Here is a 26,514-nt window from a genome sequence, read left to right on the forward strand (position 1 = left end):
CGATAAACCGCTTTATCAACGGAGCTATCCCCGAAACAAATTCAGTCATGGAATACCTCCTTTCTTACTGGGAACTGCTCTATGCTGAGAGCGCATTCTTTCAGATGGAGAAAATCCGCGCTCAGATATGGGTTCAACGAGGAAGGTGATGAATGGCCCAATACGGACGATACCACGGGCAGAGGAACACCCTCGTTCAGGAGAGATGTGGCGACATGATGCCGGAATATGTGGAAACCTTTGCGACTTCCCTTGTTCTGCCTTATGCCTGCGACTTTCATGATTCTTGCGGCAATATTATAGGTGTTGTCTAAGCGCAAGTGCAGAGGATACTGACTAACAAAGATTTCCTCGGTGCTGCAGGTTGGACGTTCATGGCAGATATAATCGTATATTGCATTGCCGACAATGGGACGTAAAGGTAGTTTCAGTGGGACACCGGTTTTCTCTTGATTGACAAGTATCACATCATTCTCCCAGTCTATATCAGTTAGTCTCAGGCCTAGAATGTCGCAGCCTCTCAACCCTGTGAATAAGGCAATAAGACCGATAGCCTTATCCCGCAAGCACAGATCAGAGTCCCGAGCTGTCAGAACTTTCTTTACACTGGCAATTTCTTCTGCTTTGAGATACTCGATGTTACGACGCTTGCTTCTTGTCATGGGAAGCAATGAGATGAAGTGTTCGCAAACGCCATCCTCAAAGAATGGAGCACAGCACCTGACCACCACTCTGATAACTTTCCTGTAACCACAGCAGTGTCCTGAAAAAGCTGTCTGAATGTGATTCTCACAAGCCTCGCTAAATGTGAAAACACCTTGTGTCTGCAACTCACAGAAGAAGTTCGTGGCGAGGCTTGCCTCACGCTTGATTGTCGTGGCCTTCTTTCCTGACTTTGGCTCTTCACGGCGATAGATGTCTATTGCGCGTTGAAACTCTTTCGAGAGTGTGTCATACTTCTTTTCCCCGCCGCGAGGTGTATTGCCATGGCCCGGTAGAATACCGGTTCTATCGAAATGTTCGATGGTAGCGAAGAGCCTACGCCAATGGTGAAGTGGACGGTGATTTGGATCCGCATCTACTTTGGATCGATAGATGTCTTCATAAGAGATGCCGGGATGAACACTCCGAAGACGTAACGCATAATTAATCGCCAGCCGGAAAAGGTCAATGGTGTACTTTGAGTACCCATTGTCATGAAAGTGTCCAAGCAGAATTGATGCTTTGGATTTTAAATCCTGTTCTTTCATATGAATGAATATTGATTACTGAAATTAATATAATAAAAATCAAAACAACATGATAGAATATTCACTGGATTCCAGTTGATTATATATGATAGTTTGGATTTTATACTTGTTTGGATAACGAATCTTATCCAAACGTTTGGATAAGTTGCGTAATAGATACTTCAAGGGATGTGTCGCCCCGAAGGACATCACCCATATCCGACAGCAAAAAGAGCCACGAACCGTCTGTTATCTTTTCGAGGGCTTCATGGATTATCTCTCGTTCCTGACCATCCGAGTAAAGAACAATCCGCAACACCCACGATTGAATGCACAGGATTACGTCATTCTCAACTCCGTTTCCAACCTCTCGAAAGCGGAAAGCATATTGGCAACCTATACCCGAATCGGCTGTTTCCTTGACAATGACACAGCAGGACGGAACGCATACGCCAACCTGCAACGGATGTTGGGTGACCGCTTGCAGGATATGTCGGTTCACTATGCAGGGTATAATGACTTGAACGAGTACCTGTGCAAAAAACTCTTGTCCCAATCGACAGAGCCGATAAAGGAGGAGAAGCAAGTACAATCCGCAAGGCGGATGATGCAGCCACCGAAAAAGAAAGGGCTGAAAATATAGAGGGGAACAGGTTCGCTTTCCCAAGGGTATTTAGACAGAAATACCATAGCTCAATAGGGCGTTTTCTTCACGCATTACACGGTAATGCTAAAAACTCCCTATCGAGCCAAAGGGAAATCCCTTTGGAAACCCTGAGAGCCAATGCCACAGGCAGAGAATACACTCATAACAATAACCGTAAAAATCAAACTACATGGGATATTTTTCATTGGACATAAAGAAAGCAAAAGGTTCATCGGACACCGTACAATCCGACCATATAGAGAGAAGAATCATACCTAAAAACGCAGACCCGACAAGAACGCATCTGAACAGGGTACTTATAGAATACCCCGATGGCGTTCATGGCAGGGATGAAGCGATTGCCCACAGGCTGAACACGGCAGGCATCAAGCGGAAGATTACACATGACCAAGTCCGTGTAGTCCGAGTGGTTCTGTCGGGAACACATGAGGACATGATGGACATACAGGAAAACGGAAGACTTGACGAATGGTGCAGCGACAGCATCCAATGGCTGCAAGCCACATTCGGCAGGGAGAACGTGGTTGCCGCCCATCTTCACATGGACGAGAAGACACCGCATATCCATGCAGCCATTGTTCCCATCGTGACAGGTGAAAGGCGCAAAGCCAAGAAAGAGCAGGAAGACGGCAAACGGAAGTATCACAAGAAAGCAAATACCGTCCGTTTGTGTGCCGATGACCTGTTCAACCGTCAGACCTTGATTGCGTACCACGACAATTATGCAAGGGTTATGGCTAAATACGGATTACAGCGAGGTGTGCGAGGTTCCGAAGCACGGCACACCACCACGACACAGTATTATCGGGACATACAGAAAAAGAACGCTGCCCTTGATGCAGAAAACAAGCGGTTACAGGAGCAGAAAACCGAAACCGAACAGGAACTCAGACAAGCCAAGAAAGAGGTACAGACCGAGAAACTGAAAGGTGCAGCCACCACCGCAGCGACCAACATAGCTGAAAGTGTCGGTTCTCTTTTCGGGAGCAACAAGGTCAAGACTTTGGAAAGGGAGAACACCGCCCTGTATCGGGAAGTTGCCACCCATGAGGAAACCATTGAGATACTGCAAAACCGCATACACACGATGCAAACCGAGCACAACCGCCAGTTGTTGGAAATACAGCAGAATCACCGTAAGGAGATGGCGGAAAAAAGTGTCAGACACAAAGATGAAGTATCAGGTTTGAAACGCATTATCGAAAAGCTGTGTGCATGGTTTCCTATGGCAAAGGAAATTATGAGAATAGAGAGCCTGTGCCGCCTTGTCGGGTTCAATGAAAGGCAGACCACGACATTGACTTATGGTAAGCCTTTGATATACGAGGGCAAACTTTATTCGGAGGAACATAATCGGAGTTTTACGACAGAAAGAGCAGGCTTTCAAGTGGTGAAAGACCCTGCGGACAAGTCTAAACTGACACTCGTAATCAACCGCCAGCCCATAGGCGAATGGTTCAGGGAACAGTTCGACAGGCTACGGCAGAGCATACGACAGCCAATTCAACCACAAAGGAAAAGTAGAGGAATTACATAAGTAGTTAAAACAGATTGCAATAAGCCTCCGATAATCGTATTTCCCTATCAGAGGCTTATTGCTGTTTAGATTTAGTTACGTTTCATAAATCATGATTTTTGTTTTTGATTGTCGACCTTTCTAAGTTGTGGAAGACATAAGGCTATTATAGCGAGAAGCAGAATAGCCATACCTGAGAACAAAAACCAACGGTTTACCCCGATTTGGTCTGCAAATGCACCCGACACTACCAACCCAAGCGGCATGGCAAACGACATGATGCTGCCAAGAAGTCCGAAAACACGCCCTAAATACTCGGGTTGTATCTGTTCTTGAAATAGCGCGGTCTGTACTCCATTATAGAATGGGGCAGAAAAGCCCATCAACGTACAACATATCGCAAATATCATAAAACCATTGGTTGGTAGCAAGCCGGAAACAGTCAATGACACTCCCATAAGAAAGATAGAGCCGATGATATTTGCCATGCGCTTTTTGAAACCTCCCCATGCGCCCAATAGAAGTCCGCCCAACAACATACCAACTGCAAAAACAATTTCCACCACGGAAGCATGCAAGGTACTTCCCTCGAAATAATTCATACTCATCAGCGGAAATAGCGCATTGATTGGCATATAAATGAACATATTGATTGCTCCTATCCAAAGCAATGTGAAAAGAGCTTTATTTTGTCGTATTGCGTTATAGCCAATGCGCAGTTCGGTGAAAAAGTTTTCTTGCTGCAGCGCTTCAATCGGTTGTTTTGGGATGTGAACCATTGCAACAGTGATACAGGCAATTATTGCTCCGAATACGTCAAGGGCAACCGCAGAATTCAACCCCCATTTTGCATAGAGAAAAGCGGCAATTGCCGGACTTAGGATGAAACTTGCCGATTGGATGGACTGGGTGTAGCCGGCACATTTGACTAACTGTTCTTCAGGCACTAAAAGAGGTGTTACCGCACTTAACGCAGGGGAATGGAATGCAGTGCCAACGCTTCTAATGAAGAGGATGAGCATTACTATCCATACAGGTAGTTCCGCTGACAGGGAAATTACGGTAAGTACCAGTCCAGCACAAGCTATGATGACATCTGCACCAATCATGACCATTTTCCGGTTCCAGCGGTCAACAAGTACTCCGATTGCAGAACCTAAAACCGCTTGAGGTAGAAACCCAACCAAGGTCGCCATTGACAACACCATCGCAGACCCTGTTGTATTTGTCAGATGCCAGATGATGGCCATTTGAAGAACCCCACTTGTTATCAGGGACACAGCTTGCCCCGCCCATATTGTATAGAAATCTTGTTTCCAATTTCTGATTTTTTCCATTTGAATTTTTCCTTTTATCTTTTGAATGTTTCTTGATTTTATAGCACAAAAAATCTCTCGACAAGCCTGAAATAGCATGCCGGATTACAAAGACAATGACATTCAAATCGAATTAATTAGATTTGAATGTGGAAAAATTACCAAGGTTTATGATATGCAATATTAACGGTGTTTTTACCTGTTAATATTGTACAATTGTTCATAATCATATTGAAAACCACTATATATGTTGCGACTTATCTTAATTGGGATGGTATTATATGCACACCGAATCCGCTGCAAAGTTACAATAAATTATTCGATTTTTGCACTAACTAAAGTAAAGAATTTCAATGCTTCCTGAATTTTGCCTTTCCTTTTTTATCCAAATCTGCAAAAAATAACGGCATAAGCAAATAGGTATATATCGAAAGGCAAAAAATGGCGAATACTGTTTGTATTGGATACTATATCAAAGATTTGTCGTATCTTTGCACCTGAAAGAGTTATTTGATAGTAAAACACCGCAAAACGCTGAAAATCGCACGGTTTCCTAGTCGTTACCATTACTTTTCAGATACTCCGTTAAATGTTTATTCGGCTCAAGCCGAAAGCACGGTGCATATGTTAAATTGGGCAATTAGAAGTGTTAAATTTTTAGGCGTAGAGTTTGACTAATCGGAAGATGAAGAAGTCGCGGTCCCGGACACCACGCATTTGTGAGCGAAATATTTTGACTTTAGAGTTGAATGCCTCGGCAGAGGCATTGGTCGCACGACGACGGAAATAGTTCAGGATTGTTGGGGCGTGGTTCTTGAATGTTTTGATTACCGAGCGGAAGTTGTTGTTACCCAATGCCATTACCTTTTCATACCACTTGTTCATCCTCCCCATGGCTTTTGTCGGTGAGATTTTAGCGTTGAAAATCTTGCGCAGCTCCATCGCAAGGCTGTATGCAGCCTTCAATATTGGATAGTATTTGAACAGTATGTTGACACGATGGCGCTGTATGTCAGTCCATTTGTTCTGCGACATCATCAGAGTGTGTTTGCTGCGAGCCAGTATCTGGCGCATGGTCTCTCCGTTGGAGTACGTTACCGGCGGTTCGGACTTGTTGCGGTTGTTTTCCTCTGCGATGAGCTGTCGGCGAATGTCAATGCGGATTTCGTCAACGGCCTCATTATAGACCTGTTGGACATGAAAACGGTCGTTGACTACATGGGCGTTATAGAACACTTCTGCGGCTATGAGCATCATTGATGGCGAGAGATCGCAGGTCACTTCCTTGACCCTGCGTCTGATTGATTTCTCCATAGCTCCGATGAGTATGGATATAATTTCGTCACTCTTTGTTCCGGGAATGGCTGCCGCAAGTGTTCCCTTGCCTCCGTGGCCGTCCTTGTTGGTCAGGAACGTCCATACCTCCCCGTTGCTCAGACACGTCTCATCAAGACTCATGTAAGGGCCGATATTATCGGCGTTGAAATAGAACCCACAGCCAAGCTCCTGTTCGCACCAGTCGGCGTAACCGCTTATCTTATTGCGGTACAAGTCGGCAAAATGTTTGCCGTTGACGCAGTACATCTGCGCTATCTGTTTAATCGACAGGGCTGTCGTCTCCACCTTCGTCTTTTAAAAAAGCCACGAACTCGGCGCTGAGTCGTGTTCCTTCCTCGTTGGGAAGTTCGAGATTGTAGCTGAAGATTTCGTTGGTCTGCCTGTCCCACCACTTGTTCTTGCGCATGTGAAGAAATACAGGCCGTCCACGCATCGGATAGTCCTGTATTGTTACATAATCCGTATAGCCTCGCGCTACGATATTTGGATTACGATAGTCTTCATCAGACAGTTTCTTCTTTTCGTCAAGCCATATGTCATAGGACTGTTCCGTGCGCTCGAAGCGCACCATTTCAAATAGTTCGTCCATGCCCTCGGGCAGGCACATCCATATTGCATCTGCGGTTTTCATGCCACAAATTTAACACTTTTCTCAAAATTCATGCACCGTGCTTTCGGCTTGACCCGTTTATTCATCAAACGGTTAGACGAAACCGTTCAGAATTTAAAATAGTTGAATTAATTTGTCAATGGCTATAACACCGGAGATGTCTGATTTGTTTATTGATGCTGATGGAAAAATTCCTTGATCTTTTAGTCCTCTGAATAGATCGAATTTCCATGCCTTGTTGATAGACCGGTATACCGGTAGCTTGTTTTTTTGCAAATGGGGGAGGGAGAAGTTGTTGATCTATAACGAAACAAACTTCTTGGTAAGGTGCATACCTGTCGGTAAGTTGTTGGTTTATTTTGGGTTCCATGTAATTTCGCAGTGTGAAAATAATAGGAACAAGATTGAAAATTAGTTAGACAATGAAAAAAGTAATAGTAATCAATGGCAGCCCCAGGCGTAATGGAAACACTCTTCGTATGGCTGATTCAGTGGTTGCCGGTATTCAAACTGTGCTTTCGGAAGTAGAGGTGAAGTGGTATGATCTTTATGAATTCAGGTATAGTGGATGTCGCAGTTGTTTTGCCTGTAAAGCGAAGGATGGTGGTAGCTATGGACGATGTGTGATTGGCGATGATTTGTCAGCAGTGCTTGACCAGATCGCCGATGCAGATTGCCTGATAGTTGCATCGCCAGTATATCTTATGGATGTAAGCGGTCAGACACGGAGCTTTGCCGAGCGGTTGTGTTTCTCGTTGGGCTCATATGAAAAGGGCTACCGGTCGCTTGCGAAGAAAAATATGCCTGTCGTAACGGTCTACACCATGAATGCACTACCAGAAATGGCCTCCTACAGGGCATTTGATAATATAGAATACTTCCTTGGACATATATTTTCACTACCACGGCGCCTGTGTGCACTCAATACTTATCAATTTCAGGATTATACCAAATATGTAGTCGAGACATTCTCCGAGCTGGAAAAGGCATACTGGCGTGACGTGCATTTTAAGGATGATTTGCAAGCAGCTTTTGATGCGGGCAAAGATATCGCCGGACAATTGCATGAAGGGTAGGGGACGGCGAAAGTCAGTTTCGGGCTTGTTTTTTTATATTGTTGTCATCGACATACGGCCCGGATGTCAAAAAAACAGAAATAATGACTCCCAAAAAATCGCATATGAAATAAGTTTGCAATTGTGACAGATATAAATGAATGTTTTTGTCTGGAAGAATCAGTTTGTGCGGTTGATGATGCTGGTCTTACTGGCAATCATCTGATGTATAATGTGTTGCTGCTCATATGAACGGTGCGGAATGATCTTGAACACTGAGTTGAGAAGATAAATGCGAAAAGAAAAACGAAAAGAAAAATCATTTTTTTGAAAAAAATATTCAAAAATATTTGCATGATTAAAAAAAACTCTCTACCTTTGCATCGCTTTTAAGGAAAAGCCCACTTGAAAACTCAAGCGGTCACCGACCAAAGCATTGATTCGCTAGCTCAGCTGGTAGAGCACAACACTTTTAATGTTGGGGTCCTGGGTTCGAGCCCCAGGCGGATCACTTGAAATTAAACCCAAACATCTATATATCAGATGTTTGGGTTTTCTTATTTTTGAAGATTGTCCACAAATTGTCCACCAAATGAAGAGCTGCGCTGATGTGGACAAAAATTTTTCGATGTTGAGTGTTAAATTTTCTCAAACATTATGGCCGGGGTGCGTGTTTTGTATTTCGGTGCGAATTTTTCGTGCTGCAACAACTATCCCCCATTTATGAACAACGAGGAAAAAATTGAACACGCAAAAGGGCTTCTCCGCGAATGGAAAGCCACACACCACGAGGAATACTGCAACTTCACCGACTGGATGCATGACCGCGAAGGCCCCGGCTTCATCGCGGTATTCAACCATGCCAAGGCTTTCATGCCGCAATTTGAGACAGCCGTGCTGCTGCATCTTAAAGATGACAGCTCGAATGATGTGGGCCATCTGGAAAAGATGCTTGTCGAGGGAGGCATGGAGAACCATCTGCTGACAGGGCTGAATACTCCCCACATACCCGGCAACATTTTCCTGCCGATGTTGGCATGGATGTTCTACGGGCGCAGCTTCGAGTGTATGGTGGAGTACGGAGAAGACCTTATCAGAAATCCCAAGACTAATTTTCTTATACGCTTGGGAGCGAAACACCATATCAAGTGGATAATCAAGAGCAGCATAGCATTGAAAGGCCGAACAGAAGAGGACTGGGCTAACTTTGTCGAGGAACAGCGCGAGATGGGCAGCGAACCTAACGTTACCGCCAAGACCATCGCCAAGTTGAAGACAGCTTCGGAAGAAATACGGGAATTTGTAAAACCCGCAGGAAAGAAAGGTGCTCCGGGCAGAGCCGCCCGTCGTCGCCCGTTGACCGAGCTTTTGCCCAATGGCGACAATTATCTCTTTGACTGCATCGACAACCATGTGAAGATACGCAATAGCGGCAAGGATTTCGCCATGCTATTTATCGTGCTTAACGAGGGGCAGGCGTTGGCGAGAACCAATATCGTCGAGTTTCATTCCGCTCTCTCCGAAAGATACAAGGATAATCCCGGAATACCAATCCCAACCCCGCGCAGCATACAGGAGGGTCACAAGAGCTATATGGAGCTTACCGAGTACAAGGGCAACAAAATCCGAATGTTCGAGCGGCCGGAGTATATTTCCGAATACAATGACATCCGGGAGAAGCTGAGTGTAGCCGATTATATGTTTGCCGACTGACATAAGCGCTCGACCAAAACCATAATGCAGAAGCCATCTGACAATTTTGTCGGGTGGCTTTTGTCGTTTTTGGCAGTTTGGTTTACCCCTATTTCAGACAAATTTCTTCGTTTTATTTCGTTACGAACCAAAACGAATTTAACCCACTATCTATCAGTGTTATACATTTGCAAGGGCACGAGATTTGTGCTTTCTTTGCACCGCTGTAACGCTGAAAACGCATAGTGGTAACGAGGCTCAACGGGGAAAATAGACCGGTCGCCCCCAACGCCTCAATACGATTGCCGATGCGTCAGGCTGAACAGCCTTTGACTGCATTTAACTGTTGTCGGTGCGGTCAATGTCTTAACCCAGATGACGCGAATAAAATCAACATGACAGGTTTATCCGAACTTTTGCAGGAAGGAGTGGCCGGGCTTACACTGGCCATCCCCCTGTGCGACCTCAAGGAATTTGCCGACTATATAGTAGCAAAGACCAAGGAGGAACTGCTGCCTACGTTGAAGGCGGCGGACACAGATCCGCTTATTCCCCGTTTGGAGGTGATGCGGATGCTTGGTGTATGCGCCAACACCCTTAGAAACTGGCGTAGGAGCAAATATCTTGAAGCCGTGCTTGTGGGCGCGAAAGTGTATTACCGCACGTCGGCTGTTAACAAAGTCCTTAATGAGTATGGAAAAGAACGTATCTGACAGAAAAGGTATCGACCCGATGCTCGTGCTCGGCAAGGCCGTTGACATGAGCGTGAAGATTAAAGGCGGCGATTTCCCTTTGGGTGCCATGCCTATGAAGATTCAGCGTATCGTGCGGGAGGCGAATGAGTGTTACGGTTACCCGGTGGATTATCTGGCAGGAGCTATGCTTGTGGCTGTCGGGCTGGGTATCGGCAATACCCATTTCGCCCGGCTCAAAGGGAAATGGGATGAGAGCGCGATTCTTTTCATGGCTCTTGTCGGCAGACCCGGTGCCTGTAAGTCGCATCCGCTGAATTTCGCCATACGTCCGTTCACTGAGCTGGACGGTAAGGCAACACGCGCATACGTCAAGGAGTGCGAGGAATACGAGCGTCAGCGTGAACTGCCGATGAAGGAGCGTACAGCCCCACACCCTGTGGCCCCGGTATGCAAACGTTTTCTTATTTCTGATGCCACCCCGGAAGCCATGCTGCTTATTCACTCGCAGAATCTGCGTGGCATACTTATGTGGAATGACGAGCTTGCAGGATGGTTCAAGAACTTCAACCGCTACAACAAAGGTTCTGACGAGGAATACTGGCTCAAACTGTTCAATGCCAATCCGTCGTTCTCCGACCGCAAGGGCGTGAAAAACTCGGTTTATATCAGCCGTCCTTTTATCTCGGTTGTGGGAACTATACAGAACGGTATACTCAATGAGCTGGCTCAGGGAAGTCGCACCTCAAATGGTTTCATCGACCGTCTGCTGTTCGTTATGCCCGGCAATCAGGACAAGCAGCCGTGGAGCGACAGAGAACCATCGTTCGACATAGAAGCGGCATGGGCTGACATCATCGGCAGACTTGTGGCAATGCCCTACGAAACCGATGATGACGGCAATATCGTCGCTGGGATTCTGCCTTTCACTCCTGAGGCAAAATCGCGACTTTACGAATGGCAACGTCAGAACACTGAGGAATGTAACCGGGAGGAATGTGACGCACTGAAAGGTGTCTATAACAAGTTCGATTTCCATGCCATACGCTTTTGTCTAATAATGCAAATGGCGCGCTGGGCATGTGGTGAAGCTGACAAATCGGAAATAGAGCTTGTATCGGTTGAAAATGCCATATCACTTGTGGATTATTTCAAGACAACCGCCACAAGAGTGCAGGGCATTATCCGCGAGCTGTCGCTGTCGGAACTGCAAAGAGCCGTGATGTCGGCTCTACCCGATGAGTTCACAACTGAACAGGGTGTTGAAATCGCAGCCGACAATTCTATGCCGGAGCGTACTTTCAAGGATTTTATCAGGCGTTTCACCGGGATTCACTTTCAGAAAATACGTCATGGAATTTATGGCAAGATATGACTGTAAACCTGCATTTTCTGCACTTTTTGCATTTTCCTCCAACCAAAATGCAGATAATGCAGATAGTGCGAACCGATTTTTTGAGAATCTATGAATAATATACACCGATTCATTCTCCAGCCATACAAAGGAGTGGCTACACGACATCCCTGCCCCGCCTGCCACAAGAAACGTTGTTTCAGCCGGTATATTGACACCGAGAAACAAATCTCGTTTCCCGACGATGTCGGCAGATGCGACCATGAACAGAGCTGCGGCTATCATCTTACGCCGAAGGAATATTTCGAGCGTAATCCACAGGCGAAGCCTGTGCACTGTGATTTCGCAACTCCGTCAGCATGGCGAGCCAAACCGACCGAGCAGCTAAAGCCTACCTCCTTCATCGCGGCAGAGACTGTTTCACAGACTCTGCACGGATATGAGAAGAACAATCTCTATCTGTTCCTCCGCTCCAAGTTTGGGCCCGAGGACGCGCTCCGTCTGATGAAGGATTACCGCGTAGGCACATCGAAGCACTGGCCGGGATCATGCGTCTTCTGGCAGACCGATATTAAAGGTTGTGTCCGCACGGGTAAGGTCATGCTCTACAATGCCGAAAACGGCAAGCGTGTCAAAGAGCCATTCAATCATGTGACATGGGTTCATTCGCTGTTGAAGTTGCCGGAGTTCAATCTGCGTCAGTGCTTTTTCGGCGAACACCTCTTGCCGATGAACCGAGGCAAACCGGTTGCCATTGTCGAGAGCGAAAAAACTGCAATCGTGGCATCTTATTATCTGCCGGAATATGTGTGGCTGGCAACAGGTGGTAAAAACGGTTGCTTTAATGCCGATGCACTTCGTGTTCTCCGTGGCTGTCAGGTTATCCTGTATCCCGATATTGGCGCGACCGACCAGTGGCGGCAGAAGCTGAGTTTGTTACGCAGTCTCGGTATCGAGGCAAGCATCTTCAACCTCCTTGAAGAAGTTGCCACTGATGACGAGCGAACAGCCGGACTCGACATAGCAGATTATCTGCTGCAAATCGAGCCTGACCAAGCGATACTGCAATCAATGATACGCTGTAATCCGATTTTGCAGAAACTCATGGATGATCTGCAACTCACTCTTGTGTCAGTTGAACGGTATAACCCGGATACTGATACTATTCACAAACCCTCAAAAACTGATAAATCATGACAGCAAAGAAATCTCCGTCAACAACCGCATCCAAGTCAACTCAGTTGACCGATGCGCCCGAATCCAAAGTATCAACCCATAATCCCGATTTTATTATGAAGTCAGATAACTCAACCAACCCTGTCAATCCTGTTAACAGCGACAACGCTGTCAACAGCACTTCTCCTGCAAACACAGACAATCTGTTCGACAACGAGCAGACGGCAACCGACACTACCGAGCCACCGAAGCAACAGCGCGTGGGCAAGCAACAGCGCAAATCGGATTACGCCGATTTCAAGGCTACCTATCTCACGCCGGCAAAGCTGGAGAAGCGTCACCCTGTCAACATTGAGGACAGCGTGTGGGAGAAGTTCGAACGCATCGCCCGTATCCTCGGCGACCGTGACACCACCGTCGGCAGCTACATCAACGCCGTCCTCTTGGAGCATCTCAATCTCTATGCCAACGACATCGAAATATGGCGTAAACTCTGAGATGATAATGTCGGGATACCACTGCACCCGGTACACCGTGGGGCAGCTTCCCGATGAACGTAGTGAATTGGGAAGGCAAGGATATGTTTCGGGATTTCTTTTTCTCCGAAAACGACTCCCCAAAACTGCGCAGCATAAGCCGCTCTTTGCCTCCCCGATTCACATAAACCACAACAATGTCTACTATGAGTAAACCTACTGTCAGGAAGGGCGGTCGTCCCTCTAAACCGACCGATGAGAAGCGCACCCATGTGGTGACAATCAAACTGAACGATGCCGAATACTCCGACCTTCTGGAGCGGTCAAAAGCCGCCGGAGTAAAGATGGCGGAGTATGTCAGGCATGGCGCGTTCCGTCTCACTATCGTCAGTCGCCTGAGCGAGATTGAAAAGGAGATTGCCAAAGGAATACTAAATCTCAGCTCCGATTTCAATCAGGCAATGACCTGTTTTCATCAGCTCAAACTTCGCAGCGCGGCCAATAAATTAGCCGCCGTCGTCGATAAGATGTTTGACATTCTCAAAAAATTAAGACCCAATAAAGAGACTGACTATGTTTGCAAGAATACTTAAAAGCGGCACGTTTCACGATGTCGTGGGGTATGTGACGCGCCAGTTCCACGACCCGAAAGAGTACACACCAGACACATGGCGCATCATCGGAAGCGATAATATCTTCATCTCCGACTATGCGAAAATGGTTCAGTCGTTTGAAGCGATACATGGATTTATGCCCGGCAAGGAGAATCCGGCAGGACATATTTCCATCAGTTTTGACACCGCCGATGCGTCAAGACTGACCGATGAATTCATGGCTCAGCTCGCAAAAGAGTATATAGACGGTATGGGAATCAAGAACACCCAGTATCTTGTCGTGCGCCATCTGGAAACCGAACATCCGCATTTTCATATCGTCTATAACCGTGTGAATATGTCAGGCAATGCAGTCGACGAGCGCAAGAATTTCAGGCGCAGCGACCGTGTTGTAAAGGCTATCAAGGACAAATACGGACTCACATACTCGCCGCTGAAACAGAAATACGAGGACAAAATTCCGGTATTTAAGGAGCGGATCAGTCAGGCGATTTATGGCTGTAAGTCGTGGGATGAATTCTCGCGCCGACTCGCCTGTGCAGGAATTGAGGTAAAATTCCATGATGACCACAACACCGGCAAACACATCGGAGTGAAATTTACAGACGGTGACATAACGGTCAACGGGTCTAAAATCGACCGTGCTTTCACATATCGCCGACTGAACAACCTCTTTGAGTTCAACCGCAGGCATGGGCAACAACAGTCTGATCATGCTCCGGCACACCCCAAAGTAACGGTCGAATATACCCCGACGCAAAAGCCCTCACTTGTAGAAGATGTGATTGAAGCCACCGTCGGGGCAATCGGAAATTTGTTCACTCTCGGCCCCGGCTTCGATCCTGAGGAACAGGCGTTTCAAAACGCCATCAAGAAAGAAGAAGCCAAACGTAAACGCAAATCAAGAAAAATCTGAATATGTCAAAGCTATATGATGACGTCAAGAAACAAGGTGAGCAGATTGACGACCTGCAAAAGACAGTAACCAACCACACCACCCGCATCGAGACCCTCGAAACAAAAGCGAAGGCAACGCCACCGCCACAAGCAGTCAATCAAGGGCCGATAACGGTGAAATTGCCCGACAACATAGCAACCAATGAAAGCATCGGCAAACTGCTTGATGAGAAGCTACTGGAAACTTCAACCGACGGCACACTCAAAAAAGTCATGGAGCAACTGCCGGGTAGCCTGTCGAAAGGAGTTGCGGATGTACTGTCCGACAATCTGGGAGACAAGGTCAAGGACGCTCTTTATGAAGGATTCCGCAGGGAGTTTGCGGATGAGCGAAGAAAGCTCTATGACGTGGTGAACGACATGCGCTACAAAGCTCAGTCGATAATTTGGGGGCAATGGTGGCGTGCTACCCCACATTGGGTCTATGCCATCTTTGCTGTTCTACTTATCGCCGCCGGAGGATTCGGTTATGGATTCTTCTATCAGCTCAACAAAAACTCAAAGCTAAAAGATGTGGAATGGCTCTACCGTTACGAGCGTGGACTTAACCGCGACATGAATGTGGTAATGCACCGTGAACGCCTTATGCTCCACGGCAAGCCCAACGAAGTTGACAGCATGAGGTCGCTAATCCGACATCAGGAGCATAGAACCCAAGCCGACACCACTTTTGTAAACTACTATCCTACCAATCCCTAAATATATCCCATGCCACCGGCTGCTACATGAGCTTTCGGTGGCATTTCTCTTTTAATCGGAGTAATACTGATATGTTTTTCAGCATATCGCATTGTTGGTTTAAATATTATCCGTAATTTTGTTAATTAAGATGGAATAGCAATCTCAACTCCTGTAATGATTCTGACGCGATGTATAAGCATATCTATTGATAATGGTGTGACCTTAAATCAGACCAAGACACGCCGCACTCTCATCGTGCCAAATCAGGCGATTGCAACCTACGTCACCCAGTGGACTTACGACAGCCACAACCGACTCATCGAGATGATCTATCCCGACGAGGAGAAGGTTACTTATTCCTACAACCTCGGAGGTCTCCTTGAAAAGGTTCGCGGCGAGAAGTCATACGGCTATGACTACATCACCAAGTTAGGCTACGACAAGTTCGAGCAGCGCAGCTACCTGAAGTACTGCAACGGCGCGGAGACATTCTACACCTACGACAACCGTCGCCGCCTGAGCAATCTCGCTGTCAACAGCGGAGGCACATCCATTATGGACAACGCCTATACGTTTGATGCGGTCAGCAATGTACTTTCGGTGGCAAATAATGCTTCTCTCCCTGCCAACGGCAATGCCGGCGGCCAGATGTCGCACACCTATACTTATGACGGTCTCTATCGTCTCGCCACCGCCAAAGGTACATACACCGGAGCAGACAACAAGTCCGCATCCTATACCCTCGCTATGGGCTATGACAATATGCACCGCATCAAGTCGAAGAGCCAGCATCTCACTCAGGACAACGTTCAGTTCAACGGCACCCTCAATGTCGGTTACGACCTCACTTACGCCTACAGTTCGGAAGAAGGAAAGAAATTCCAACTCGAAAGTGTAAAGGATGTTAATTACCGCACTGAGGAGACTCCCGAAGGTCAACAAGTGGAGAACGGTCACATCTACCAGTACGACAAAAACGGCAACCTTATTTACGTCAACACCAATCGCGTAATGACGGATGGCCATAGAGATAACAGTGTCGGAGAGCGCAAGCTTATCTGGGATGAGGAGAATCGTCTGCTTGCTGTTGACGACAACGGCTTCGTGTCCAACTACTGGTACGACGCCGACGGAGAGCGCACTGTCAAGACATCCGGAGAAAGCGATCAGGTCTATGTCAACGGAGTCTTCTCCGGTGGCTCGACCAACACCGCGAAATTCTCCCTCTATGTCAGCCCGTACCTCGTGGCTAATCAGGGAGGTCGTTACACCAAACATATCTACGCTGGTTCGCAGAGAATTGTGTCCAAGGTCGGCGATTTCGCCTCCTACGGCTCAGACCCGCGCCGCATAGAATATGCCGGTGCCAACACCGACGGCCTTTCGGTTGACTACAAGTCAAAGTATGCAGCGCAGCAGCAGGTTATCAAGGACAACTACAAGTTCTTCGATGTACCGTACAACGGCACTGACAACGACAACTATGCTGACGGCGAAGGATTCTGCTGCAATGACGGTTCAATGGAGGCGGCTGTTGCGCAGGCTCGGAAGGCTCAGACCCGCGCGGTTTCGCGGTCTTTCAAAGATCCCGACAACTACGAGAACTTGCAGTTCTTCTATCACCCCGACCACCTCGGAAGTTCCAGCTTCATTACCAACCTTGACGGTGAAGTAGTTCAGCACATCGAGTATGTCCCCTTCGGCGAAGTCTTCATCGAGGAGCGCAACAACGTGTGGAACACTCCTTATCTCTTCAACGCTAAAGAGTTCGATGAGGAGACAGGTATGTACTACTACGGTGCCCGCTACTATGACCCACGTATCAGCCTGTGGATGTCAACTGACCCAGCACAAGAAGAATATTATAGCCATTCTTCCTACTGTTTCTCAGGCAATAATCCTATAATATACATAGATTACAATGGAAAAGAATGGACTGATTTAGATGGGCAGGTCATAACAGATACTAAGAATATCAAGAAATTCATATTTTATTCAAAAGATTTCAGCAAACAAGCAAAAGTGCAATATAATGACGGCATCAAAAAGTATGGAGCTGGAAGTGTAGCCATGAGTCAGACAAGTACTACTCAGGCTTTCTCAGAAGATTGGAAAAATATGAATGGAACTGAGATTTCTGAAGTATTAATTATGACGCACGGGAAGAATCAATCAATTCTTGTTGGTGAAGGTCAGCAGTTTACGGCAACAGGAGATGGGAAAACTAATATTTCAAGGTCTCCTGCTCCAAATATTCAAGATCTTCCTCAACCGACTGGCAATATTGAAAATGCGATGTTATATATGTATTCTTGCCATTCTGCAGACACAAATCCACATCCACACGGAGAAGGAGATCATCAACAAGGAGCTTTGCTTGGGTCACAACGACCAATAGCGTATGTATTTGCTCAATATTTCAAATTTTATGGAGTGCAAGGCACAAGTGAATCTGTAAATTACCATTACGGCTTAATGGATTTATTTTCGCCTTCATCAGATTATTTGCAACCATATCCAGCAAATGGAGGTAAATGGCGCATTTACTACAATTCCAATAACTCATTAAGAAAGCAGGGCAAATGACAAAAAAAAGACTTTTTCTCATTGTCGTATTTACTGCGACAATAGTCTTAAGTCTACTCTCTATCGCTTATAGCAAGCACTATATCAAATATAGTGCTTGCTATAAGCTCACTACACTTAAGACTCCGTACTATCCTGATGCCTATAGGTTTATAAATACTAAAGAAGATCTTGAGGTTTGTATTGAATCGGTGAACGATACTGTTGATGTTAAGAATTTCATTGAGTCCAATAAAATAGACTTTAGAAGATATTCCTATGTGATGGTATTTGGTGCCCCTATTAAGGAGATGTATTATAGTTTAAAAACAACTATTTTTGACGATAAATCACCAAGTTATGCAAAAGCAATAAAATACAATAAAAAATGTGTTTTTATAAAATATGCTCATCCAACCGGGTATATATATATATACCGAATAAAAAAGGACCTAAGCCTAACAGGTTTCAATGGAATCTAATGGCATAGTCTATGTAAACACCAACCGGGTTATGACTGACGGACATAGGGACAACAGTGTCGGTGAGCGCAAGCTCATCTGGGATGAGGAGAATCGTCTGCTTGCTGTGGACGACAACGGTTTCGTGTCCAACTACTGGTACGATGCCGATGGTGAACGCACTGTCAAGACTTCGGGCGAAAGCGATCAGGTCTATGTCAACGGAGTTTTCTCCGGCGGCTCGACCAACACCGCTAAATTCTCCCTCTATGTAAGCCCGTATCTCGTGGCAAATCAGGGAGGTCGCTACACCAAGCATATCTACGCCGGTAGCCAACGCATCGTGTCCAAGGTCGGCGATTTCGCCTCCTACGGCTCAGACCCGCGTCGCATCGAGTATGCCGGTGCGAACACCGACGGTCTTTCGGTTGACTACAAATCGAAGTATGCAGCCCAGCAACAGGTAATCAAGGACAACTACAAGTTCTTCGATGTTCCCTACAACGGTACTGACAATGACAACTATGCCGATGGTGAAGGGTTCTGCTGCAACGACGGCTCTATGGAGGCGGCGGTGGCAGAGGCACGGAAGTCTCAGACCCGCGCGGTTTCGCGGTCGTTCAAAGACCCCGACAACTACGAGAACTTGCAGTTCTTCTATCATTCCGACCACCTCGGCAGCTCCAGCTTCATCACCAACCTTGACGGTGAAGTGGTTCAGCACATAGAGTATGTCCCCTTCGGAGAGGTCTTCATCGAGGAGCGAAACAACGTATGGAACACGCCTTATCTCTTCAACGCGAAGGAATTCGATGAGGAAACAGGTATGTACTACTACGGTGCTCGTTACTATGATCCACGTCTCAGTCTGTGGATGTCAACGGATCCAATGGAAGAAATTTCGCCCGATATATCCAGTTATACTTTTTGTCATAACAATCCGATAAATCGTGTTGACCCATTAGGATTAACTGACTATTTTAACGAAAATGGAGCATATATTCAAACCATAGATGATCAAAAAGATGTCAGGGTAATGGTTTTTATAACGAAGAAGGATAAGGATAAAGCTGCACTCGCAGTCAGCGAAGGCAAATGTATGGCTGTTCCATCAAGAGAAGTTGTAAAGACCATGAAAGAAACATATGATCTAACCGAGAAAACCGGCAATGAACATGGTTTCCGGGTTGGAAAAAACGGCACGATTTCCCCAATTGTTGAGGGAGAGGGCGATGTTGTTAACGATGCTCACTGGAAAGATGCAATTGACGCTCTTGTCAACGTTGGAGACAGGGTTTCCTATGATGTGCATTCTCACCCGCAGTTAATCTTCCATGAAGGTGATAGCAAGTTATTATACAATAATTTACCCTCTCAAACTGACATAGATAATACTGTTGGAGATAGTCCTAATGTAGTATTAGGTTATAAGATGGTTCAGCTTCCTAATAATCATAATACAATTGGTGGTTCACCAAATGTAACCGTTGAAAAACGAATACGATTCTATAACAGGACTGGGGCATTGAACTCTGACAATTACAAATTCTCATCATTTGAGAGAGCTGTAGATAAGATTCATAAATGGAAACCAAAGACAAAATAGCTATTAAATTAGCAATTATGTTAATTGGTGTATGCACCCTGATTTCTTGTAAAGCAATTATCTCCCCCAACACGAATGGGGGAGATGATTACTCTCTCATAAAAGTATTAGGATATGCCTATGCCAATCCAAGTTCTGGTGATACAATTAATACCATACCATCATATTCTTTCAATTTGCCTAAAAAAATGGTAAAAAGGGTGGATTATGATATGGGGATAACTGTTGTAGAACTCAAAGATTATCAGTACATTTATATCATATATGAACCAAATAAGTTTTCGGATTATAGTGAACTTATTAGTCATCTTAAAGTTTATTTGGAAGAGTCGGACAATTCTCGATTAAATAAACTTAGCAATCACATTAATCTAAATAAAAACACTAAGCGTTTAAATCGTTTTTACAGAAAAGATAATTTTGAAATTGGCATACTCAATGTCCTTCCTCAAAATTACGAGGACCTTTTTAGTGTGATTGAAAACTCGTTTAATGTACAGTATCGAAGCCATAATTAGGTCATCACGAAATTCTCATATGAGTGTTTGGTGAGATACGATTGATAGATAAACAGAGTTCAATAAAATTCTCTTAGAATTGAGGCTGGAATCAGGTTTTTACTAAAACTGATTCCAGCCTCATAATATAAATGTTTGTCGTTAAGCGTGACGTTCAGAAAATTAAACTATGACAAAATCTTTTAGGTGAATTAAAATTGGAAAATCTATATGCGGGTAGAATTATAATTTTGTACATCAAAATTCGCCCCTTGAAATTAAATTCACAAAAATTATTCCTATGTTTTTAATATACCTTCGAAACATATCTATTTGGTATAATTCACAACATCGGTTATTTTGCTCATAAAGTCAACCTCCTCAATCATCAGGTCGTTGATGCTCTTGGTGAAATTCTTATAATGCCGAGAGCCTTGTATGAAAAGATTGAAAATAGCTTGTGCCGCATTTATTATACCGTAATTGTCCCTTAAATCATCCCGGACACTCTCAATCAGCGTAAAAATAATAGCATATCAAATTTACTGAAATGAATGATATATTATTAATTAGAATCAAAATTCATTGACTCGATAAAGATATTTCCGATATTCTCGACATAGACGCGGTTTAGGTCGAGAATGTTGTTTACACGGCCTCCGACTATGCGGCTCATGAAGTCTTGCTCCAGCTGCATCAGTTCGCCGACGTTTGATGTGAATTGGTCGTAGTGCTTGGAGCCTTGAATGAATAGATTGAAGATTGCCTGTGACGGATTTTCGACACCGTAGTTATCCCTTAAATCATCGCGGACTCGCTCAAACGGGGTCTTGTATCTGTTATAGAAGTCGGAGACAGTAGCCTTGGATAGTTTCTCGCGTTCGTCATCCGAGAGCGCGAACACCGGGAAGAACAGTTCGTCGAGGATATTGGCGAAAAGAGTCTTTTTATTCTTGAAATAGTATGCGATAGCACCCCTTGTCTGCTTGATTACCTTTTCAATATCGGAAATCGCGATAGCGTCCCAACTGCCGATAGCAACCAGCGGATAGCACTTTCTAAGTATATCCGACCTATTTCTTAACGATTGTTCCCGATGTTTCGACATTACGCAAAAAGGGTATGGAGAAGCGTCGTATCTAACACGAGGGTTGTTGTGGAAGACCTGTAAGAAAGATACGGCGCAACCCCATACCCGTATGACGTATGGACTCGCGTTTCATATCTATCCGTCTTCTTACTAAAATTTTCCACGCAAAATGCGGATAATGCAGAAAATGCAGAGGAAATTATGCTGTTATCAATTTTAGGTCGAAGAAGAAAATCCGGCTTTTCAAATCCTCATCGGCAGATATGCCAAACGCATCTTTCTCTCCTTGCTCGGTCTTATATAGAGGCTTAAAGCCGTTTTTCAGGTAGTAATGCAGAGTGGATTCGGTATTGTAGGCATCAACGAGCATATAGCGGCAAGCCGCCTTATTATTCTCGTCCATAAACCAGTATTTGAGGACATCCATGAGCTGAGTGCCTATATTCAATCCTTGACCTTGAAATGTCTTGTTCACACCGAGGCGACCAATCAACACCGCAGGATAGCTGCGGTGGCGCTTTTGCTGGGGTATCTTTCGTTGGAGAGCATTTCGTGACGGATTGTCGAGTGTATAGGTCTTAATGCCATCGTAGGAGAGAGTGGCAATCGCCACAATTTCACGCTGATTCTCTCGGTTTATCCAACAATACGTTTTGCCAAGCAATTCATCCTCATAGAGAAAGACATCATGGCTGAAAAAATCGTCAAGGTCGTAATCTCCACAAGAAAAGGGGTCACAGTAATCTGCGACCTCCTTGGTATAAGGCACCATAAAGGTGTTTTCTACGAAAATAAATTCAGCCATTGTCAATTTTTCCGTGGAGGAAATATGATGTTCTTGGCACTCTCCAACATTGTGGAAAGCACCTTACGCTGTGATTCCGAGAGTTTTGGCGTAGGCAATTTGCCATTGCGCTCCGCTTCCTCGGTGAAGATTCTTGCATCTTCGCCCCAAAGTTCGGGGGATGTTTTAATTGTCATTGCCATAGTTTTATCTCCTTTTACTAATTCAATTACAAAGGTACAACAAATTTCTCACATAATCAGCTTAATAGGCTGATAAAATAACATCAGTCGAGCAAGCTGACAAGTTCTTTTTTCAGATCCTCGTCAATCTCCCTGTATCTGGCGAAAGCCTTGCTGCCCTCTTTATGCCCTGACAAAGCCCCAACAAGACTGGGATCCTTGACTTTCTTGTATAGATTGCCGATGAATGTACGCCGTGCCATGTGGCTGCTTGCAATCTCATTTATCGGGCGTTTCTCCTCTTCCCCGGTCTTTGGATTGCGTACAGTCACCATTCGGGTTATCTCGCAGAGAGTGAATATCTTTTTTATTGCCTCGTTGTATTTCTGTGCGCTGATGAAAGGAAACAGTTTCTCAGCTCCTTTGGCAGAATATTTCTCCACCAATTGCCGTGCGCGTGTATTCAGTGGCACTCGTACAACCTCCGGGCGTTCATTCTTGGTCTTGTTGGGGATGTACTCGATTGCACCGTTTATGATGCTTCCCGACGTCATTTCCAACAAGTCCGACACTCGGCAACCGATAAGGCACTGAAAAACAAATATGTCGCGTTGCACCTCCAAAGCCGGTTTATCCGACAGGTCGAAATCGGCTATCAAATCGCGCTCCTCTATTGTGATATAGTAAGGAGTGCCGTATTTCTCACTGCCTATACCTGTGAAAGTTGCGAACGGAGTGCGGTCGAGATAGCCACGTCTCACACACCAGTTGAAGAAAGCCCGAAGCCTTTTTAGTATCCCTATGACAGAATTCTCGCCGCGTTTCTCCGGGCGACGGGGCTTACGTGCAGTCTCAACGACATCAGAGGCGGTCTTGTATATTGAGGGATATTTGTCATAAATTTTCGGCTCATTGACCACAAATTCCTTGAACCGCTCTATCTCAGCGGAATCAAAGTCGTTGAGAATAAGCGTGAACTTTGTCCGGGTCGTTTTCTGCCTGTACAGCTCAAAGCGACGCAACAGTCGGGCAAGCACCTTGTAGTGGCCTGACAGTGGTGCGCCGTCAAGATGCTTGTCGAGAAATTCATTGAACACATCGAAAAACGACATCTTCTTCGGAGCGGCCTCAAACAGTTCCGGGTGGTGGTGACGCAGAATAGCGTCCTCGAAAAATTCTTTGGAGAGAGACTTTTGTGGTGTGCTTACACAGAGCGAAATCAGTCGGCTCTCCAAAGATATCAGATTGTCATTTATTATTTGTAACTTTGCTAGTGTCTTTCGGTCTGCGCGTGGCATAATGATCTTACCGTCACGAAAACGGGTAGCCTCAACAAAGATGCCGCTTTTCAGGCGCAGACGCAGTTCGCGCGACACCGACAGTCGCAACATGATTTCAGCTTCGCCATTGGCGTTGACCTTAGAGGATAGAGAGCGTGTTATGGTTGCCATATTCAGAGAGATTATTTTGATGTGGTACAAAATTACGCAATTTTGTACCACATGGCAAAATTTCCGTCCACGCTTTGTCCACATCTTCTGCCTCTACTTGCGCCCTGATGATTTCCAAAGTTCAATGTCTCGAATGGCTTTGTTATGATAAGGCGCTGATAATCAATCAATACGTAATAATTAGCTTTGAATGCTAAAATTCATTACGATTCAATACGATTCACAAATGTCACTCCCAGGCGGATCACGATAAGATTTATCAAATCGAAGAAAACCTCTGAAAATCAACGATTTTCGGAGGTTTTGCTTTTTGCCTCTTACCCCAAATCGGCGCAATATACGGCAATATCCGGTGTGCAAAAAGGGAGCAAAGAATTTTATACTGAAATTGCTCCCTTTTTAGGGGATATTGGGTTGCTTTTCAATATTTTGCGCCGATTGCGACTACTTTATACCTGCTTCCTGAGGGAGCTTCAGAGGGAACAGTATGCAGACAATACAGCACTTTTGTCAAAGTATGCCAAACTCTGAATCCGGCTTGTCAACCACCTGTCGGCACTTTCTTTTTTAAGAATATTCCATTTGAATAATTGTTAAAAAAGGGAGCAAATCGGGGAGCAAATCAGCGAAAACCATAGAAAATATGATTTTGCTCCCTCTTTACACCCCGTTTTTCTGATGTCTTCTGGTATTTACAGATTGTAAAACTGAAAAATTTTGCGTATCTTTAAGATACCATTAAAGCCACAAGACAAAATGAAACTATCCAATGAAAGCTACTTTTCCTTGAACTTCATCGCGAGGAAAAGAGCCAACAAGGAGGGTGAGCTGCCGATAACCCTCCGTATCACGATGAACGGACAGCGTGCAGAAATATATATTAACCGCACTGTCAGACCCGATGACTGGAATGCCGCGAATGGTAAGTCAAAAGGCAAGTCAAAGAAAGACCTTGAGCTTAACCGCTATCTTGACACGGTGCGCACCAAGATCTGCGAAATCCACAACCGGCTCGTTATGCGTGACGAGCCGATAAATCCGGATGTGCTTAAACGAGCGTTCCTCGGCAAGCTCGAAAAGCCCAAGATGCTTTGCGAGGCTTTCCGTGAGGTTAACGTGAAAGTGAGGGAACAGTATGAGCGCGGCGACATCTGCAAGGCTACCGTGCTTCGCTGGGAACGCTGCGAGAAGTATCTGTCAGAATTTCTGATGATGAAGGAGAATGTGTCCGATATTCCGATGAAGAACCTTACATCGGGAATGGTGGATGACTTCGAGCATTTCCTGCGTGTAAGAAAAATGTGCGCCAACAATGCCGCCGTGAAGTATATCCGCTATCTGAAGAATGTCGTGAGGGTCGGTATCGCCAACAAGTGGATTGATGACGATCCGTTTATCGGCAAGCGTTATACCCGCACAAAGGCTGACAGGGAATTTCTGAGCGAAAACGAGCTGAAAGCGATAATGAAGCTCGACCTTACGACACTCCCCCGTCTTGACCTCGTGCGTGACACATTCGTGTTCTGCTGCTTCTGCGGACTTGCCTTCGCTGACATATATGGGGCACAAAACGAAGCGTTTGATGTTGAGGTCGGCGGTTTTGAGCGAAAGCCTTTGAGTTTGCGGTAGTTAGACGAGGGTGGGGGAGTGCGGCGAAAAAAACGAAGCGTTTACATTGCTTTAATTTCGGTTTAATTTTTGGCTTCACAGGTTTACACGAAGGCTACATGGGGCGCATGGTCGGCGATGATGGGTTTACGTCATTGATCCCAGTGGTCGGATAGGATAGGGCGGTCGGCTTTGTGCCGACTTTTTAGTGCCGGTTCTTGATTTATATAATTTCAAAAGGTTGCAAATAGCGGTTATTTGTGTATATTTGCGGAAAATTTACGAGTATGAGACAGACCAAATGCATCATCGTTCACTTGACAGGCAAGCGTAAAACCCTCGCTTTCGGCTCGATTGCCGCCATTTTCCATCATCTGACCCCGGAACAAGTAGGATGTGGGTATGATTATCTGCGCCGCGCCGGGTTGAGTGGTGGCGGCACGGTCGTTACCAAACGTGCGATAATACAGCAAACTACGCTGCTCACAGCCCCTCGTGGAGCCGGTGATGGCGCAGATGATTGAATGACATAATAACGGCGTTTGAACGGCCTTAGAGAGCCGCTAAAACGCCTACATTCCGGGGGAGCCAAACGGTTCCCCTATTTTGTGTTCGAAAGGCCGATTCTGAGGGGTGGATATTCAGGTGGATATTCAAAGTGGATATTCACTTTGGCTAAACTGGATATTCACATTTGGGGTAATCGGGGGGGTAATAGAGTGGTGGAAAAATACCGTTTTTTCAAAATAGACCCCCGATTTCGGCATTTCACTATTAAGAAAAAACCTCCACTTTGCGCCCAGGTACCTTATTAAATATAGGAATTTCAAGGGTTTGAGCCGATTTAGACCCCATTTTGAGGGGGTAACACTCCGGGAAGGGGCGATTCGAGGGTAT

23 protein-coding genes, 1 tRNA gene and 2 pseudogenes are annotated in these 26,514 nt (G+C 45.6%); 18 read left to right on the forward strand and 8 right to left on the reverse strand.

From position 1 onward, the window contains the following. Positions 1–41: 41 nt before the first annotated feature. A complete protein-coding gene (locus tag E7745_RS08455; RefSeq protein ID WP_123400575.1) occupies positions 42–1,250 on the reverse strand; it encodes a tyrosine-type recombinase/integrase in 1,209 nt (402 codons plus the stop codon). A gap of 142 nt (positions 1,251–1,392) precedes the next feature. Between E7745_RS08455 and E7745_RS08460 the strand changes: the two are divergent. Then, positions 1,393–1,872, forward strand: a pseudogene (locus tag E7745_RS08460) (toprim domain-containing protein); the annotation flags it as partial. Between the two features lie 193 nt (positions 1,873–2,065). Beyond that, positions 2,066–3,433, forward strand: a complete 1,368-nt coding sequence (gene mobV, locus E7745_RS08465; RefSeq protein ID WP_022508104.1) for a MobV family relaxase — start codon at positions 2,066–2,068, stop codon at positions 3,431–3,433. An 89-nt stretch (positions 3,434–3,522) separates the two neighbouring features. Here the strand turns inward: mobV and E7745_RS08470 are convergent, their stop codons facing one another. The 3 genes from E7745_RS08470 to E7745_RS08480 form a co-directional block, all read right to left on the reverse strand. Continuing rightward, positions 3,523–4,749, reverse strand: a complete 1,227-nt coding sequence (locus E7745_RS08470; protein ID WP_016564142.1) for an MFS transporter — start codon at positions 4,747–4,749, stop codon at positions 3,523–3,525. 636 nt (positions 4,750–5,385) lie between these two features. Further along, on the reverse strand, positions 5,386–6,351 hold the full coding sequence (locus tag E7745_RS08475; RefSeq protein WP_240740261.1) for a transposase: 966 nt from the start codon (positions 6,349–6,351) through the stop codon (positions 5,386–5,388). After that, positions 6,326–6,697 (reverse strand): transposase family protein, encoded by a 372-nt coding sequence (locus E7745_RS08480; RefSeq protein WP_107037111.1) that lies wholly within the window; start codon positions 6,695–6,697, stop codon positions 6,326–6,328. Before E7745_RS08480 ends, E7745_RS08475 begins: the two co-directional genes overlap by 26 nt. 401 nt (positions 6,698–7,098) lie before the next feature. Between E7745_RS08480 and E7745_RS08485 the strand changes: the two genes are divergently transcribed. The 14 genes and pseudogenes from E7745_RS08485 to E7745_RS08550 all read left to right on the forward strand — a co-directional run bounded on the left by E7745_RS08485 (position 7,099) and on the right by E7745_RS08550 (position 20,523). After that, positions 7,099–7,752 carry a flavodoxin family protein gene (locus E7745_RS08485; protein WP_124076480.1) on the forward strand — a complete coding sequence of 218 codons (654 nt, stop codon included), beginning with the start codon at positions 7,099–7,101 and terminating at the stop codon, positions 7,750–7,752. A 417-nt stretch (positions 7,753–8,169) separates the two neighbouring features. Then, positions 8,170–8,242 (forward strand) — tRNA-Lys (locus E7745_RS08490). Between the two features lie 212 nt (positions 8,243–8,454). Then, complete coding sequence (locus tag E7745_RS08495; RefSeq protein ID WP_123543107.1) at positions 8,455–9,444, forward strand: DUF6043 family protein; 990 nt, start codon at positions 8,455–8,457, stop codon at positions 9,442–9,444. Between the two features lie 374 nt (positions 9,445–9,818). Further along, positions 9,819–10,136 (forward strand): helix-turn-helix domain-containing protein, encoded by a 318-nt coding sequence (locus E7745_RS08500; protein ID WP_160631494.1) that lies wholly within the window; start codon positions 9,819–9,821, stop codon positions 10,134–10,136. Next, complete coding sequence (locus E7745_RS08505) at positions 10,117–11,490, forward strand: DUF3987 domain-containing protein (RefSeq protein ID WP_240740278.1); 1,374 nt, start codon at positions 10,117–10,119, stop codon at positions 11,488–11,490. Before E7745_RS08500 ends, E7745_RS08505 begins: the two co-directional genes overlap by 20 nt. Positions 11,491–11,580: 90 nt before the next feature. After that, entirely contained in the window at positions 11,581–12,666 is a 1,086-nt protein-coding gene (locus E7745_RS08510; protein ID WP_107036991.1) for a DUF6371 domain-containing protein, read from the forward strand. Then, positions 12,663–13,142: a DUF3408 domain-containing protein gene (locus E7745_RS08515; RefSeq protein WP_136408638.1), complete on the forward strand. Its 480-nt coding sequence runs from the start codon at positions 12,663–12,665 to the stop codon at positions 13,140–13,142. The genes E7745_RS08510 and E7745_RS08515 overlap by 4 nt, the downstream gene beginning before the upstream one ends. A 185-nt stretch (positions 13,143–13,327) precedes the next feature. Next, complete coding sequence (locus E7745_RS08520; protein ID WP_124076417.1) at positions 13,328–13,714, forward strand: hypothetical protein; 387 nt, start codon at positions 13,328–13,330, stop codon at positions 13,712–13,714. After that, positions 13,695–14,651, forward strand: coding sequence for a relaxase/mobilization nuclease domain-containing protein (locus E7745_RS08525; RefSeq protein WP_124076415.1), 957 nt, complete (start codon positions 13,695–13,697; stop codon positions 14,649–14,651). Before E7745_RS08520 ends, E7745_RS08525 begins: the two co-directional genes overlap by 20 nt. 2 nt (positions 14,652–14,653) lie before the next feature. Next, on the forward strand, positions 14,654–15,391 hold the full coding sequence (locus E7745_RS08530; RefSeq protein WP_124076413.1) for a hypothetical protein: 738 nt from the start codon (positions 14,654–14,656) through the stop codon (positions 15,389–15,391). A gap of 537 nt (positions 15,392–15,928) precedes the next feature. Beyond that, positions 15,929–17,959: an RHS repeat domain-containing protein gene (locus tag E7745_RS08535; protein WP_228449333.1), complete on the forward strand. Its 2,031-nt coding sequence runs from the start codon at positions 15,929–15,931 to the stop codon at positions 17,957–17,959. Next, on the forward strand, positions 17,956–18,420 hold the full coding sequence (locus tag E7745_RS08540) for a hypothetical protein (protein ID WP_123475526.1): 465 nt from the start codon (positions 17,956–17,958) through the stop codon (positions 18,418–18,420). The genes E7745_RS08535 and E7745_RS08540 overlap by 4 nt, the downstream gene beginning before the upstream one ends. Beyond that, positions 18,413–20,005: pseudogene (locus E7745_RS08545) on the forward strand (RHS repeat domain-containing protein); the annotation flags it as partial. The gene E7745_RS08540 and the pseudogene E7745_RS08545, both read left to right, overlap by 8 nt. After that, the gene (locus tag E7745_RS08550) at positions 19,984–20,523 is read left to right on the forward strand and encodes a hypothetical protein (protein ID WP_107036981.1); all 540 of its coding nucleotides are present in this window, start codon (positions 19,984–19,986) and stop codon (positions 20,521–20,523) included. The pseudogene E7745_RS08545 and the gene E7745_RS08550, both read left to right, overlap by 22 nt. 544 nt (positions 20,524–21,067) lie before the next feature. Here the strand turns inward: E7745_RS08550 and E7745_RS08555 are convergent. From E7745_RS08555 to E7745_RS08570, 4 genes are all read right to left on the reverse strand, one after another. Next, entirely contained in the window at positions 21,068–21,610 is a 543-nt protein-coding gene (locus tag E7745_RS08555; protein ID WP_107036982.1) for a TetR/AcrR family transcriptional regulator, read from the reverse strand. 181 nt (positions 21,611–21,791) lie between these two features. Then, positions 21,792–22,397, reverse strand: a complete 606-nt coding sequence (locus E7745_RS08560) for a GNAT family N-acetyltransferase (RefSeq protein WP_161953445.1) — start codon at positions 22,395–22,397, stop codon at positions 21,792–21,794. A gap of 2 nt (positions 22,398–22,399) precedes the next feature. Next, positions 22,400–22,579, reverse strand: coding sequence for a hypothetical protein (locus E7745_RS08565; RefSeq protein ID WP_107036983.1), 180 nt, complete (start codon positions 22,577–22,579; stop codon positions 22,400–22,402). Positions 22,580–22,662: 83 nt separating this feature from the next. Continuing rightward, positions 22,663–24,009 carry a site-specific integrase gene (locus E7745_RS08570; protein ID WP_161953446.1) on the reverse strand — a complete coding sequence of 449 codons (1,347 nt, stop codon included), beginning with the start codon at positions 24,007–24,009 and terminating at the stop codon, positions 22,663–22,665. A 756-nt stretch (positions 24,010–24,765) separates the two neighbouring features. On the opposite strand from E7745_RS08570, the gene E7745_RS08575 reads away from it, so the two are divergent. Beyond that, positions 24,766–25,638 carry a site-specific integrase gene (locus E7745_RS08575; protein ID WP_124076222.1) on the forward strand — a complete coding sequence of 291 codons (873 nt, stop codon included), beginning with the start codon at positions 24,766–24,768 and terminating at the stop codon, positions 25,636–25,638. Positions 25,639–25,904: 266 nt separating this feature from the next. Continuing rightward, positions 25,905–26,141 carry a hypothetical protein gene (locus tag E7745_RS08580; RefSeq protein ID WP_124076224.1) on the forward strand — a complete coding sequence of 79 codons (237 nt, stop codon included), beginning with the start codon at positions 25,905–25,907 and terminating at the stop codon, positions 26,139–26,141. The last annotated feature ends 373 nt before the right edge of the window (positions 26,142–26,514 follow it).

Source organism: Duncaniella sp. C9, assembly GCF_004803935.1.
In the GTDB taxonomy this organism is placed as follows: domain Bacteria; phylum Bacteroidota; class Bacteroidia; order Bacteroidales; family Muribaculaceae; genus Duncaniella; species Duncaniella muris.

Coding starts and splice junctions, on each gene's coding strand:
- E7745_RS08455 (WP_123400575.1), bottom strand. CDS start 1,250: ATGAAAGAACAGGATTTAAAATCCAAAGCATCAATTCTGCTTGGACAC.
- mobV (WP_022508104.1), top strand. CDS start 2,066: ATGGGATATTTTTCATTGGACATAAAGAAAGCAAAAGGTTCATCGGAC.
- E7745_RS08470 (WP_016564142.1), bottom strand. CDS start 4,749: ATGGAAAAAATCAGAAATTGGAAACAAGATTTCTATACAATATGGGCG.
- E7745_RS08480 (WP_107037111.1), bottom strand. CDS start 6,697: ATGAAAACCGCAGATGCAATATGGATGTGCCTGCCCGAGGGCATGGAC.
- E7745_RS08485 (WP_124076480.1), top strand. CDS start 7,099: ATGAAAAAAGTAATAGTAATCAATGGCAGCCCCAGGCGTAATGGAAAC.
- E7745_RS08495 (WP_123543107.1), top strand. CDS start 8,455: ATGAACAACGAGGAAAAAATTGAACACGCAAAAGGGCTTCTCCGCGAA.
- E7745_RS08500 (WP_160631494.1), top strand. CDS start 9,819: ATGACAGGTTTATCCGAACTTTTGCAGGAAGGAGTGGCCGGGCTTACA.
- E7745_RS08505 (WP_240740278.1), top strand. CDS start 10,117: ATGGAAAAGAACGTATCTGACAGAAAAGGTATCGACCCGATGCTCGTG.
- E7745_RS08510 (WP_107036991.1), top strand. CDS start 11,581: ATGAATAATATACACCGATTCATTCTCCAGCCATACAAAGGAGTGGCT.
- E7745_RS08515 (WP_136408638.1), top strand. CDS start 12,663: ATGACAGCAAAGAAATCTCCGTCAACAACCGCATCCAAGTCAACTCAG.
- E7745_RS08520 (WP_124076417.1), top strand. CDS start 13,328: ATGAGTAAACCTACTGTCAGGAAGGGCGGTCGTCCCTCTAAACCGACC.
- E7745_RS08525 (WP_124076415.1), top strand. CDS start 13,695: ATGTTTGCAAGAATACTTAAAAGCGGCACGTTTCACGATGTCGTGGGG.
- E7745_RS08530 (WP_124076413.1), top strand. CDS start 14,654: ATGTCAAAGCTATATGATGACGTCAAGAAACAAGGTGAGCAGATTGAC.
- E7745_RS08535 (WP_228449333.1), top strand. CDS start 15,929: ATGGACAACGCCTATACGTTTGATGCGGTCAGCAATGTACTTTCGGTG.
- E7745_RS08540 (WP_123475526.1), top strand. CDS start 17,956: ATGACAAAAAAAAGACTTTTTCTCATTGTCGTATTTACTGCGACAATA.
- E7745_RS08550 (WP_107036981.1), top strand. CDS start 19,984: ATGGAAACCAAAGACAAAATAGCTATTAAATTAGCAATTATGTTAATT.
- E7745_RS08555 (WP_107036982.1), bottom strand. CDS start 21,610: ATGTCGAAACATCGGGAACAATCGTTAAGAAATAGGTCGGATATACTT.
- E7745_RS08560 (WP_161953445.1), bottom strand. CDS start 22,397: ATGGCTGAATTTATTTTCGTAGAAAACACCTTTATGGTGCCTTATACC.
- E7745_RS08565 (WP_107036983.1), bottom strand. CDS start 22,579: ATGGCAATGACAATTAAAACATCCCCCGAACTTTGGGGCGAAGATGCA.
- E7745_RS08570 (WP_161953446.1), bottom strand. CDS start 24,009: ATGGCAACCATAACACGCTCTCTATCCTCTAAGGTCAACGCCAATGGC.
- E7745_RS08575 (WP_124076222.1), top strand. CDS start 24,766: ATGAAACTATCCAATGAAAGCTACTTTTCCTTGAACTTCATCGCGAGG.
- E7745_RS08580 (WP_124076224.1), top strand. CDS start 25,905: ATGAGACAGACCAAATGCATCATCGTTCACTTGACAGGCAAGCGTAAA.